The organism is Yoonia sp., from assembly GCF_046498525.1.
In the GTDB taxonomy this organism is placed as follows: domain Bacteria; phylum Pseudomonadota; class Alphaproteobacteria; order Rhodobacterales; family Rhodobacteraceae; genus Yoonia.
Window position 1 is genome coordinate 1 of record NZ_JAWOAN010000171.1, and the last position, 13,406, is coordinate 13,406.

10 protein-coding genes and 1 pseudogene are annotated in these 13,406 nt (G+C 60.1%); 1 reads left to right on the top strand and 10 read right to left on the bottom strand.

Translation table 11 applies throughout. From position 1 onward, the window contains the following. From R6T97_RS10950 to cobW, 7 genes are all read right to left on the bottom strand, one after another. On the bottom strand, window positions 1-155 hold a 155-nt coding region (locus R6T97_RS10950; RefSeq protein WP_410349336.1), incomplete at its 3' end, for a nitroreductase family protein. Then, window positions 156-518, bottom strand: coding sequence for a Lin0512 family protein (locus R6T97_RS10955; RefSeq protein WP_410349327.1), 363 nt, complete (start codon window positions 516-518; stop codon window positions 156-158). Then, complete coding sequence (locus R6T97_RS10960; RefSeq protein WP_410349328.1) at window positions 515-859, bottom strand: Lin0512 family protein; 345 nt, start codon at window positions 857-859, stop codon at window positions 515-517. Before R6T97_RS10960 ends, R6T97_RS10955 begins: the two co-directional genes overlap by 4 nt. Window positions 860-901: 42 nt before the next feature. Further along, entirely contained in the window at window positions 902-1,579 is a 678-nt protein-coding gene (locus R6T97_RS10965; protein WP_410349329.1) for a YrbL family protein, read from the bottom strand. A 102-nt stretch (window positions 1,580-1,681) separates the two neighbouring features. Next, window positions 1,682-2,308 (bottom strand): cob(I)yrinic acid a,c-diamide adenosyltransferase, encoded by a 627-nt coding sequence (gene cobO / locus R6T97_RS10970; RefSeq protein WP_410349330.1) that lies wholly within the window; start codon window positions 2,306-2,308, stop codon window positions 1,682-1,684. A 75-nt stretch (window positions 2,309-2,383) separates the two neighbouring features. Next, window positions 2,384-6,085 (bottom strand): cobaltochelatase subunit CobN, encoded by a 3,702-nt coding sequence (cobN, locus tag R6T97_RS10975; RefSeq protein ID WP_410349331.1) that lies wholly within the window; start codon window positions 6,083-6,085, stop codon window positions 2,384-2,386. A 25-nt stretch (window positions 6,086-6,110) separates the two neighbouring features. After that, window positions 6,111-7,172 carry a cobalamin biosynthesis protein CobW gene (cobW, locus tag R6T97_RS10980; RefSeq protein WP_410349332.1) on the bottom strand — a complete coding sequence of 354 codons (1,062 nt, stop codon included), beginning with the start codon at window positions 7,170-7,172 and terminating at the stop codon, window positions 6,111-6,113. 328 nt (window positions 7,173-7,500) lie between these two features. Here cobW and smc point away from each other — a divergent pair, with 328 nt between their 5' ends. Beyond that, window positions 7,501-10,956, top strand: coding sequence for a chromosome segregation protein SMC (gene smc, locus R6T97_RS10985; protein ID WP_410349333.1), 3,456 nt, complete (start codon window positions 7,501-7,503; stop codon window positions 10,954-10,956). 53 nt (window positions 10,957-11,009) lie between these two features. Here the strand turns inward: smc and R6T97_RS10990 are convergent, their stop codons facing one another. The 3 genes and pseudogenes from R6T97_RS10990 to R6T97_RS11000 all read right to left on the bottom strand — a co-directional run. Further along, window positions 11,010-12,176, bottom strand: a complete 1,167-nt coding sequence (locus tag R6T97_RS10990) for a lytic murein transglycosylase (RefSeq protein ID WP_410349334.1) — start codon at window positions 12,174-12,176, stop codon at window positions 11,010-11,012. 91 nt (window positions 12,177-12,267) lie between these two features. Next, window positions 12,268-13,176: an adenosylcobinamide-phosphate synthase CbiB gene (cbiB, locus tag R6T97_RS10995; protein ID WP_410349335.1), complete on the bottom strand. Its 909-nt coding sequence runs from the start codon at window positions 13,174-13,176 to the stop codon at window positions 12,268-12,270. Continuing rightward, window positions 13,173-13,406: pseudogene (locus R6T97_RS11000) on the bottom strand (threonine-phosphate decarboxylase); the annotation flags it as partial. The gene cbiB and the pseudogene R6T97_RS11000, both read right to left, overlap by 4 nt.

The following is a 13,406-nucleotide window of genomic DNA, read 5'->3' on the forward strand; positions in this document are numbered from 1 at the left end:
GGGCGCGCATTGCCGACGGAAGGTGCGAAATCCATCGCTTTGCGCAAGCGGTTCAATACGTCTTGCGGGACAGGGTCGGGCAGGAAATGCCGCACGTCGCGACGCCACAACAGGATATCCTGCAAGGCATCGCGATGGGCTTGTGTCAATTCCATTTAGCTCTGTACCCATTTGCCTATCTGTGATGGCAGAAACGCCTCCACCGCAGCGGTTGCAACAACGGCAGTATCGCCGGTTTCCGGGTTCGGGATGTTCAGACCGCCTTTGACAACAGTGACTGCGACGCGGCCACGGGGCAGGCCCGACCTCAGCGCTTCTATGTCGATGTGGTCGGGTTCCTGCACGCCGACTGTCACCTGAACCCGCATCTGAGTATGCGGCATGTCGATGCTTTGGAAGATCGGCAGCGTGGAGTGGCGGATCGCATCTTCGATCGCGCGTCGCGCGGCCTTTTGATAGTCCATGCCATGCAGGTCGTTGCCCATGCCCATTTCGATGATCACACGCTGTTCCATCACGTGCGCTCCATCTGAAACGAGACATTGATCGCGACATTCGCAATCACGGTCGGCTTGCCGTCGGGGCGGGGGATATCGAGGCCGCCGTGATGCACGGTGATGGTGGGCTGCCCGTACGGGAAGATATCCAGCAGGGCTGCCGTGTCGACCTGATCGGGCTCCTGCACGCCGATTTGCACATCAATCAGCATGGCCTCTTTGGGAAACCCGAAAAGCTCGGCCATATTGATGGAATTATGCCAAAGCGCATCTTGCAACCCGCGACGGGCTGCTTGGGTATAGTCTTGGCGGCGCAGGCTGGTGCCCATGCCGAATTCTGTCAGGACGCGGTGTTTGGGCATCTGGTTCCCCTTGCTGTCAAATTCAAGCAAGGCAATATCAGACTAGGCTGGCAAGAGCGAGAACCTACGGTGCGCTTTGTCCCAGTGCAGGCCGGTGTTTCGGGCCAGACGATGACAACTGTCATCCAGTCCGATGCGGTTGGACCATTGTGCCATCGACCTGACGGGTATCGCGTGAATATCGCCAAAGCCGTCCACAAGCACACACTCGCGCGGCCCCAGCACCCCGCCGACATCACGATGACCGAAAACAAAGTTACTGGGGTTCATATCGCTGGCGCGGATGCCGTTTTGGTAAATGCGGGAGATCGTGTCGTTCAAAAGATCGACATCCTGTTCGGTCAATGTTTTTGCCTTGGCTTTCGCCCCCAGCGTCGGACCAAGACGGCCGTCCGGTTCCATGACATTTTCCGTCAGGCAGCCAAGGCCAAGATTGGTCTGAACAAAGCCGTACATATGCGCTATCGGTGATGCGAAGTCCGGTTCCTGATGCGCCAGCATCACACGCATGTATTCGGCATATTCCTTGCGGATTTGCCGCAATCGTGTGTTGGGAAACAAGCGGTCCATCACGCCGCCAAAACTTTGCCGCCTTGGAAGATCCTCAACCGCGCGTAACACCTTGATTAGTTTCGATTTATCGTGTGGGTGCAAAAAGACAGCACGTTGCACGCCGCGTGCGACGATACCTGCAATGTTGAGTGTAAGGCCCACTGTCATAAAACTGACATACACCTTGAACTGAACCGTTCAATACACTTTAGCGTTAAAAGGCTTACTTGTGATCTTTTCAGGCTGCTGCGCTAGGAAGGTGGCAGGAGTCTAGTATTCAACCCCGATCTGCGCCTTGATCCCTGACCGGAACGGGTGTTTGACAAGCTCCATTTCCGTCACGAGATCAGCCAGTTCGATCAGGTCCTCATGGGCGTTTCGCCCGGTCAGCACCACATGGGTCATTGGCGGTTTATGGTCGCGTAGGAAGGCCACGACCTCGGCCGCGCTGACATAATCATAGCGGATTGCGATGTTGATTTCGTCGAGTAGGACCATGTGGTTGGTCTCATCAAGGATCAGTTCGCGGGCCTTGGCCCAAGCGGCCTGCGCCATTTCGGTATCGCGGGATTTGTCCTGCGTTTCCCATGTAAAGCCTTCGCCCATGGTATGAAACGCGCAGGTGTCGCTGAATTTGGCAAGGATCAGATCGCGTTCGCCGGTGGACATCCCGCCTTTGATGAATTGCACGACGGCACATTTCATATCGTGGGCGATGCACCGGAAGATCATTCCGAAAGCGGCGGAGGATTTGCCTTTGCCCTTGCCGGTATGCACGATCACTAAACCTTTCTTGTCAGTCTTGGTCGCCATGATCTTGTCGCGAGCGGCCTTTTTCTTGGCCATCTTCATCGCGTGGCGGTCGTCACCTGCGGGGGGTATGGTATCTTCGGTCATTGGAAGCTCCTTTTTGGCGGGCAACGTAGCGGGTCCGCAGGGCATGGGCAAAGGGTAAGGTGAATCCTGATCCACCTATGTCAGCAAACCCGCGATGCGCGTACGGGCAGAATTTGATTTTGGTTGCCAGAGGTCACGGTCGATCGCCTCTTGCAGTCGCTCGGCGATTTCCTTGAGGGCTGGTGCGTTGGCGTCCGCGATAAAGTCGCGTGTGTCGTCGTCTTTGATGAAAGCTTCTTCCACCAGATCGAAGTGGTGGTTGCGCACGGCCCCGGTCGTGGCGGCGAAGGCAAAGAGGTAATCGACCGTCGCCGCAATCTCGAAAGCGCCTTTATAGCCGTGCCGTTTCACACCGTCGATCCATTTGGGGTTCACCACACGGGACCGCACGACGCGCCCGATCTCGTCGTCGAGAGTGCGAATGACCGGTCGTTCGGGCCGTGAGTGGTCGTTGTGATAGATGGGTCTGTCTTGGCCCTGCAATGTGCTGATGGCCGCCGCAGCCCCGCCTTCGAACTGATAGTAATCATCGCTGTCGAGGATATCGTGTTCGCGATTGTCCTGGTTCTGGACGATTGCTTCGGTCTGGGAAAGCCGTGCTTCAAAGGCTTGCCGGTCTTTACGGCCCTCTGCGCCCTTGCCGTAGGCATAGCTGCCCCATTCAAGGTAGGCTTCGGCAAAATCGGATTTCTCCGCCCAAACCCGTTCGTCGATCAGGGCTTGCAGCCCTGCCCCATAAGCTCCGGGTTTTGACCCGAACACGCGGGTCTGGTCTTCGCCGGCTTTGGCACGTGCGGCTGCGGGATTAAGATCGGCAGGTTCATCCATCTCTTGTACTGCGCGTGCCGCGCTGTCGACCAGTGCGATTAACTGCGGGAATGCATCGCGGAAGAAGCCGGAGATCCGCAAGGTCACATCCACTCTTGGGCGGCCCAACACGGACTGAGGCAGCACGTCAAACCCTGTGACGCGCCGGTTGGCGCTGTCCCATGTTGGCTTGACCCCCATGAGAGCGAGCGTCTGGGCGATATCGTCGCCGCCGGTGCGCATATTGGCGGTACCCCAAGCGGTGACCAGCATGGTCCTTGGCCAGTCACCATGGTCTTGCAAGTGCTTTTCGATCAGCAGGTTGGCGGACTTCCACCCCAAGGCCCAGGCTGTGGGCGTGGGAACGGCGCGACTGTCAACAGAGTAGAAATTACGCCCCGTCGGCAGTACGTCCAGTCGCCCGCGTGTTGGTGCACCAGAGGGGCCGGGGGGCACGAATTGGCCCGAAAGGGCAGTCAGCAGAGCCGCACCTTCCGCTGTACCGCAAGCTTGGATCGTTGGCAGGATCGCTGTGCTGATCTCGGCAAGCACGGCTGCGCTCATCGGCCCTGGCGGGCCCTTTTCGCCAGCTACCATGGATTGGGACAGCGACTCGAGCTTTTCGATGGTGTCGCCGTTGGTGCGCCAAGTGGTGCCATCGGCCAATGTGTCGGGTTTTTGTGGTGGCAGGCCTGCCATATCGCAGTCAAGCGGGTCGATCGTGAGGCCCAGATCAGCAGCCAGCGCCCGCAGCAGGGACGCATTGTGGCCCTGGCCGTCACCGCGCGGCACTCGGGCCAGCGCAATCGCAAGGTCGCGTTCCTGTTGACCAGTGGGCGATTGTCCGAAGATGTGCAGGCCGTCGCGGATTTGCGCCTCTTTGAGTTCGCAAAGATAGGCATCCAGTTTGCCAAGGTCACCGTCCTGATCGCCAGTGAACCCTGCGTCTTCGGCGAGGCCTGTGACATCCGAGAGCGAAAGGATTTCACGGCGCAGATGGGCGATCCGGCGCGGGTCGACCCCTGCGGCTTCGTAGTATTCGTCCACGAGTGCTTCGAGGTCACGCAGGGGACCGTAGCTTTCGGCGCGTGTAAGGGGCGGGGTCAGGTGGTCGATGATCACAGCAGAGGCGCGCCGTTTGGCTTGGGTACCTTCGCCGGGGTCGTTGACGATGAAAGGATAGATGTGCGGGGTCGGTCCGAAGACGGCTTCGGGCCAGCAGGTCTCAGAGAGGGCCACGGCCTTGCCCGGAAGCCACTCGAGGTTGCCATGTTTCCCCATGTGCACGATGGCATCTGCGCCCCAGTGGTGACGCAGCCAGAAATAGAACGCCAGATAGTTGTGTGGCGGCACCAGATCGGGCGAGTGATAGGTATCGGTCGGGTCGATGTTATAGCCGCGCGCGGGTTGCAGCCCGACGACTGCGTTGCCGAAGCGGTGGATGCTGAGAGCGAAACCTGTTTGCGGTGCCTCCGCCGGAGCCTCCGGCGGAGGTATTTGGGAACGTAAGAAGGGGTCTTGGTCCGCCGCCCCCCATCGGGCGGTGATCTGTTCCTTGATCTCCCAGGGCAGGTTCGCAAAGTATTCGTTGTACGTGGTGAGTGGCAGGAATTCACCGCCCTCTTTGTCGGCCCGATCCGTGAGCCAGTTGGTAGGGCCTGCCATGATTTGCGCAATCAGGTCGGCACTCTCCGAGGGTGGCGTGACGTCGTAGCCTTCTGCCTTGAGCAGGTTCAGCACGTGCACTGTAGCCGCAGGCGTGTCGAGCCCGACACCGTTTGCGAGCCGTCCGTCCTTGTTTGGGTAGTTGGCGAGGATCAGTGCCGTCTTTTTGGTCGACGCTCCGTCGCGCCGCAGGTTGGCCCATTTCTTCGTCAATTGCGTGACAAAATCAATCCGGTCACCGCGCGCCTGATAGGTGGCGATGGGGCATTCTGTGGCGTCGTCGAAAAAGGCTTCGCCTTTGAAGCTGACGGCGCGCGACAGGATGCGCCCGTCTACCTCGGGCAGGGCCACGTTCATGGCGATGTCGCGGGCAGTCAGGCCATGGAGGCCCTCGGCCCACGACGCTTCGGCTGCCCCTGATAGGATCACTTGGAAAATCGGAGCAGCGTTGCTGAGAAGCGGGTTTTGCGGGCTGTCGTCGCCGTCATGCGGACTGCCGACGGCAAAGGCCGTGCAGTTGAGGATGACGTCTGGGGGCGCTTCAGCGAAGAGTTGGTCAAGCGTCGCGGTGCTGACGGGGTCTTTGAGGCTGGCCACGAAAACGGGAAGCGGGTTCAAACCGGCACGCGACAGGCTGCGGGCAAGCCGGTTTATGGGGTTCAGACCGCCCCCCTGCACCAGCGCGCGGTAAAAGATGATCGGCACGACGGGTGCGCCATCGGTCCAGCCTGTTCGGGCGGCAGCCAGATCGGCAATGCCAGCGCCGGGCCAGTAGACACCCGCGCGCAGCAGGGGCCTTGGGGCGGTCGGTTTGTCGCCGCCATCAAGCATTGCCTTGGCATAGGCCAGCAGGTTGGTGCTGTTTTCGGGGCCGCCTTCGACGAAGTAGGACCAGAGCGTATCGTACTCCTCGCTGCCGATTGTCGAGAGTTCGCGCAGCTCCGGGTCGGGCTTGTCGTCGCCGGGTAGGGCTGCAAAAGGGATGCCAGCCTCGCGCAGGCGGGCGGCGTATTGGATGAGGCCATATTTCCAATAGCCTGCGCCACCCAGAATACGCGCGATCACCAGACGGGATTTGGTTGCACAGTCGTCCAGATGCAGATCCACTGACATCGGGTGTGTCAGGTGCATCATATTGGCCAGACGCAATGTCGGCGGGTCTGTCATTTCGGCGCGGGCGTCAGATAGTGCAGCCAGTTCGGTATCGGCAGCAGATATGATCACGACATCGGCGGGTGTCTGGCCCAGATCGACGGGCTCTGTCCCGTCCGAGATTGCTCCGGGGGTGGCGGCGAGCAAGTGCATCAGCGGCGCTTTCGCGTGAGGGGTGTCATGCTTGCAAGGCAGCCGTGATTGCCGCGCGGTCAAGGCCTGCCTCACCGATGACGACCAAACGTGTTTCGCGGGGTGCATCGCCGAAAGGCTGATCGAAATAGGTGTCCACACGGGGACCGACAGCTTGCAGTGTCAGGCGCATGGGCTTGCCTGCAATGGCGACGAAGCCCTTGAGGCGCAGGATGTTGTTCGCGCGGATCACATCGGCCACCTGTGCGGCAAAGCTGTCTGCATCAGCAATCTCTCCGCGGGTGACGATGAAGCTTTCAAATTCGTCATGGCCATGTTCGTGCGCGTGATCATGGTGATCATCTTCATCGTCGTGATGGTGATGATGGTGTATTTCATTCCGTGCGGCAAGATCACCTTCGGCACCGATCCCTTGGCCCAACAGCACATCAATGGGCAGCGCGCCCATGGAGGCTTTGACAACCTGCACACCGCTGCGGGCTTCTGATTTGAGTTTGCTGACGAGGTGTTCGGCCTCTGACGCGTTCAACAGATCGGTTTTGTTCACGACGATCATATCCGCGCAGGCCACCTGATCCTCGAACAGTTCGGACAGCGGCGTTTCGTGGTCGAGATTTTCGTCCTGCGCGCGCTGGGCATCGACGGCAGCCACATTATGCGCAAACTGGCCGTCGTGGACGGCGCGGCCATCCACAACGGTCACCACGCCATCGACGGTCACTTTGGTCGAAATACCGGGCCAGTTGAAGGCGCGCACCAAGGGTTGCGGCAGGGCAAGGCCGGATGTTTCGATCACGATGTGATCAGGTTTGTTTTCACGGGCGAGCAGGGCTTCCATCGTGGGGATGAAATCGTCAGCCACGGTGCAGCAGATGCAGCCATTGGACAGCTCGACGATGTCGTCTTCGGAGCAGACTTCATCGCCGCAGCCCTTGAGAATATCGCCATCCACGCCCAGATCGCCGAATTCATTGATGATCAGGGCGATTTTCTTGCCATTTGCGTTTTGCAGCATGTGGCGAATGAGGGTGGTCTTACCGGCGCCGAGAAAGCCAGTGACGACAGTGGCGGGGATCTTTGCGGGCATCAGGTTTGTCCAATCGAGAAAGCGTTGCGGCACGGTTGTCGCGTCAGGCTGAGGAAGTTTCAAGAGCGCACTTGTCGCAATGTCGGTTTGCACCCGATGCGTAAACCCTTTTTGTGTTTTGTCCGGCCAGATCGTTCAAGGCGGAATCGGCACACGGACGGTACTGAACCGCTTTCGCGGTTCTTGATTAGCTTCTCTGCTGGCGACATTCGCAATATCTTGTGGATAAGACGGCAGAACATGGCACATGCAGGGCCGGGGGCGTTGACTCGTGCGGTGTCGCAAGGCGATGCTTTCCGGCAACGAGGAATCATAAGGGCAAGAAACGTTGCGCTTTAGCAAACTGCGACTGAACGGCTTTAAAAGCTTTGTGGACCCTACCGATCTGATCATCGCTGATGGTTTGACAGGTGTTGTGGGACCCAATGGCTGTGGCAAGTCCAATTTGCTTGAGGCGCTGCGTTGGGTCATGGGCGAAAACCGCCCCACCGCGATGCGCGGCGGAGGCATGGAAGACGTGATCTTTGCAGGCGCCGCAACACGCCCTGCACGCAATTTTGCGGAAGTTTCCTTGGTCATCGACAATGGCGAACGGCTGGCACCTGCGGCCTTCAACGACAATGATAACCTCGAGATCATACGCCGGATCACGCGGGATGCGGGCTCGGCTTACAAAGTTGGCGCCAAGGATGTGCGCGCCCGTGATGTGCAGATGCTGTTTGCGGACGCATCAACAGGGGCGCATTCGCCAGCTTTGGTGCGGCAGGGCCAGATTTCCGAACTGATCAACGCCAAGCCGAAGGCGCGCCGCCGTATTTTGGAAGAGGCTGCGGGCATTTCGGGGCTTTATCAGCGTCGCCACGAGGCGGAATTGAAACTGAGAGGTGCCGAGACAAACCTGACCCGTGTGGATGACGTGATTGAACAACTGGCGGCCCAGTTGGGTCAGTTGGCACGTCAGGCCAAACAGGCGGCAAGGTATCGCGAGATCGGCGACAAGCTGCGTAAAGCGGAAGGTATGTTGCTTTTCCGGCGTTGGAAAGAGGCGGATGACGCCTTGCTGGCTGCCGCCGATCAGTTACGGGAACGCACGACGACGGCTGCGCAGGCTGAAAAGGCGGCGCGTGACGCGGCAAAAGGACGTGCTGTTGCAGAAGATGCCTTGCCGCCTCTGCGCGAAGAGGAGGCGATCGCGGCGGCTGTCTTGCAGCGCTTGCAGGTGCAGCGCGATACCTTGAAGGATCAGGAACAGCGCGCGCTGGAGATGATCGAGACATTGCGCGGACGCATCGACCAGCTGACCCATGACATGGAACGCGAAAGCGACCTGAACAAAGACGCTGGCGAGACGATTGCGCGGCTTGAATGGGAAGCGCGCGAGATTGGCAAAGCAGGCGAAGGGCACGATGCGCGTCTCGAAGCGGCGCAGGTGGCCGCGCGCGAGGCCGCAGGTGTGCTGCAACAGCGCGAGGGAGACCTTGCGCAGTTGACCGAAGATGTGGCGCGGCTTGCGGCGCGGCATCAGTCAGCGCAGCGTCTGCTTGATGACAACCGCACGACGCTTGCCAAGAGCGAAGAAGAAGCGGCGCGCGCCAAAGCGGCGATGAGCGAGGCGGAAGCGGCCTTGTCGAAAGCAGAGGCTGATTTTGTGGCGGCAGGTGATGCGGAGAAAACGGCGGTTGCCGCTGCCGAAGCCGCTGACAAGGCCTTGGTTGAGGCGGAATCGGCCCGCGCTGATACGCAAGCACGTGAAAGCGATGCGCGCGCCCTGCGGTCCGAGGCGGAGGGAGAGGCAAATGCCTTGCGCGCGGAGGTAGCGGCACTGGCAAAGCTGGTCGAGCGCGACACGGCCGAAGGCGGGCAGGTGCTTGATCTGCTGCGAGTTCAAGGCGGGTATGAAAAAGCGCTGGGCGCTGCCTTGGCCGATGACCTGCGTGCGCCGGCGGTTGACCCAAGCGCAAAGTCCGGATGGGCACTGCTGCCGGGCTACGGGTCCGCGCAGACGCTTCCCGATGGTGTTGCCGCGCTGGGCAACTACGTCACCGTGCCGGAAGTGCTGGCGCGTCGCATGAGCCAGATTGGCCTGGTAGATGCGGCTGACGGTGCGCGGCTGCAGGCGGATCTGAAACCGGGCCAGCGGCTGGTATCGGTCGAGGGTGATTTGTGGCGCTGGGACGGGTTCCGTTCCGGTGCCGAGGATGCCCCGTCAGCTGCCGCATTGCGCTTGCAGCAATTGAACCGCCTGACCGAACTCAAGCGTGATCTTGAAGAAATTTCGGCTACTGCCTTGGGTGCGGCACAGGCCCACGAGACGCTCACCGCAATGCTTAAATCGCAGACAGAGGCCGACCACGCCGCCCGGCAAGCGCGACGCGATGCTGATCGTGCGGTGGCTGATGCCAACCGTGCTGCAAGCCGTGCCGAGGCAGACCGTAATCTTTCGCAAGGCAAGTTGGAGAGCTTTGGGCTTGCGCTGAAGCGGCATGAAGAAGAAGCGCTCAATGCCCGCCGCGCTTTGATGACCGCCGAAAAAGCCGCCGAAGATCTGGGTGATCTGGATACGGCGCGCGCCTCTGTTGAAGACGTGAAGATGACAGTGGAAGCGGCGCGTATCACGATGATGTCCCGCCGCTCTGCCCATGACGAGGTGCGTCGCGAGGGCGAGATGCGGTTGAAGCGCAGCCAAGAGATTACCAAAGAGATCAGTGGCTGGAGGCACCGTTTGGAAACCGCCAACAAGCGGACGACGGAGTTGGCCGAACGCAAGGCAGAGTCTGAGGCTACTTTGGCAGAGGCAACCGCGGCACCCGAGGAAATCGCCGCCAAACGCGCTGAATTGGCCGATGCGATTGACGAAGCCGAGACACGGCGAAAAGCCGCGGCTGACAAGCTGGCCGCGGCGGATAACCTCCTGCGCGAAGCCGGCCACATGGAGCGCGACGCAGAGCGCCAAGCCTCTGAAGCGCGCGAGGCGCGCGCGCGGTCCGAGGCGCGGTCTGATGCTGCCAAGGAAACCGTCGCCTATGCCGCCGAGCGGATTATGGAAGCGCAAGAGGTGACACCCGAGAAACTGCTTGAAACGCTTCAAACGAATGTCGCTCAGATGCCCGCCTCAGAGGTGGTCGAGGGGCAGGTCAATGCGCTTAAACGCCAGCGGGATGCCTTGGGCGCCGTCAATCTGCGGGCCGAGGAAGACGCCAGAGAGGTACAGGTCGAGCACGATAGCCTTGTGTCGGAGAAAGCCGATCTTGAGGCTGCGATCGCAGCGCTACGTTCCGGTATTTCAAGCCTGAACAAAGAAGGCCGCGAGCGGCTTTTGACCGCGTTTGAACAGGTGAACGAGAACTTTGGCCTGTTGTTTACACATCTTTTCGGTGGCGGTGAGGCCAAGCTTGTACTGGTGGAATCAGAAGACCCTCTCGAGGCGGGGCTGGAGATCATGTGCCAGCCGCCAGGTAAGAAATTGAGCACCATGTCGCTGCTGTCGGGTGGCGAGCAGACATTGACGGCACTGGCACTGATTTTTGCGGTCTTCCTCGCCAATCCCGCGCCCATCTGCGTCCTTGACGAGGTCGATGCACCGCTCGACGATGCCAACGTCACCCGTTTCTGTGATCTGCTGGATGAAATGACCCGTCGCACGGATACCCGTTTCCTGATCATCACCCACCATGCGGTAACAATGAGCCGGATGGACCGACTATTCGGGGTGACGATGGGAGAGCAGGGTGTTTCGCAACTGGTGTCAGTTGATCTCAAGCGGGCCGCTGCGATGGTGGCTTAGCACCGGAGCCTCCGGCGGGGATATTTATTGGGCCAATAATAACAGGGTCGGTGTTAAAGTCGGTTGAGGAGTTCCAGAGTCGGCCACGCGTCTGCAGGCAGGCCGAGCCGTTGTTGCTCTGCCTGTACGGCGGCGCGGGTCATAGCGCCAAGGATACCATCAATCCCACCCACATCATAACCCTGCTGGGTGAGTTTTTGCTGTAACTGCTGCATTTGCGCGCCGCTCAGCGCAGGCGTGGGACCGCCTGCGTCATAGATGGCGGCGCCGCCAAGGCGTGTCGCGAAATAGGCGGCCGTTGTCACGTAGACAAAGCTTTTGTTCCAGTCGAAGTAGACCTCGAAATTCGGGTAGGCGAGGAAAGCCGGCCCATCGCGCCCCATCGGTAACAGAACCGAGGCTTGCAGATTGGACGGCCCCAGGTTGCCCTGCCGTGCGCGTACTCCCTGTGCGGCCCAGTCGCGCACACTTGCCTTGTGGTTGAGCCCTGTCTGTGACCAGTCGAGGTTTGGCGGCACCACGATTTCTTGCAACCAAGGTTCATTTGCCCGCCATCCCAACGATGACAGCACATTCGCGCCGGTCATCAGCGCATCGGGTGAAGAACCCTTCAGGTCAACGACGCCATCGCCATCGCCATCCATGCCTTGGCGCACGATCTCGCGCGGGAGTTTTTGCAGTTGCCCGATTTCACCTGCCCACGCCCCTGTCGTCGTGGCCGGGTTCATTCCGCCACGTCTGTAAAGTTCGATCGCCGCAATCAGTTGCGGGCGGAACAGGTCTGGCCGACGGCAATCATGCGCGAGCGTCAATAGGGCGTTGCGGGTGTTGAAGCTGCCCTGCACCTGTCCGTAATCGGTCTCGAACGCCCAGAAAGCCAAGAGCACGCCGCGCGGGATGCCGAAGCGCGCTTCGATGGTGTCAAAGGTGCTGTCGAACCGCTGCCCGTAGACGCGACCGTTATCAATCCGGTTCTGGCTGATCAGGGCACGGGAAAAACTGATGAAATCACGCTGGAAAACACCTTGTGCGCGGTCTGCGTTGATCACAGATTGTTCGATCTGTGCGCCTTGGAAGAATGCATCGATGGTTTGGGCCGGTATGCCTTGGGCCTGCGCCTCGGCTTTGACCCCAGCTATGAAGGCGTTGACTGGCCCGCCACAGGTTTGCGCAGTGGCTGTGCTGGCGAAAATCGAAAGGGCGAGGGCTGCTGCGCGCATGGGTATTCTCCGGAATGCCATTTGCCGGCAGCGTAACAGGGGCGTTGCCCAACGCAAGCTTGGTTCAAGTGGTGGTGTGGGACGTTGCCGATCAGAGCAGGCGCGTCAAAACTGCGGCGGCAAAGGACAGTCCAAGCGTGCAGGCCCAAGTTTTCCAAAGCACCACCACGGCGCGGTCGATATGGTCGGCGTTCAGCCTTCGTTCACCGTCACCATTTACAAACGGATAGTCCCTGATCTCGCCGTCATAACTGCGGGGCCCGCTCAGTGCGATATCAAGCCCGTGGGCCATTGCGGCTTCGGGCCATCCGGCATTCGGAGAACGATGCAGCGGCGCATCCTTGAGGATAGCTTTTGGGTGTGGCCGGGTCGTGACCGCCCAGATCAAAAGAGCGGTCAGACGGGCGGGTATGAGATTGAGCAGATCATCAAACTTCGCTGATGCCCACCCGAACTCTGCGTGTTTTGGCGTGCGATAGCCGATCATGCTGTCGGCTGTGTTGGTGATCTTGTAGATCAGCAAACCCGGCAATCCCGCAACGGCAAACCAGAAGACCGGAGCAATGACCCCGTCCGACAGATTTTCCGCGGCACTTTCAATGGCGGAGCGCGCAACAGCCGGTTCATCCATTTCCCTGGTGTCGCGCCCGACGATCATGGCCACGCTGCGGCGCCCGTCGCCAAGCGAAAGGCGCAAGGCATCTCCGACGGTCTGGACATGCTCTACGAGTGATTTCTGCGCCAGCAAGACGGCCAGCACGATCACATCAAGAAGGTAGCCCGGTGCAAGCTGTATGATCCAGCCCGACACGCCTGCAGCAATGCACAATGCAACGAGGGTCAAGACGCCCGTCAGCCGTTTGCGTTCGCCTTTGTTGAACGTTCGGTCACACCACCCGATCAACCGGCCCATCAGGACAGCCGGGTGCGGGAACCGAGACCACAGCCACTTGGGTTCGCCCAGCAGCGCATCCAGCAACATGGCGAACACAAGCGTCAAAATGCGGCCTCCAACTGCGCCCAGCGGTCCGGGGCGGGCAACCCCAGACGGAGCCAGTCAGGGGCATAGGGAAAGATGCGTGATCAGATATGGTGTTCGGCAAGCCTGTCTTGGACCGCCCTTGCGTCATTGACCTTGAAGAGGCGGAATAGGGTGGTGCCGCCGACAAGTTCTGCACCGTTATTTACCACAAGCGCATCCAAGCGCGCGGCGTCCGCTGCAAGACGCGC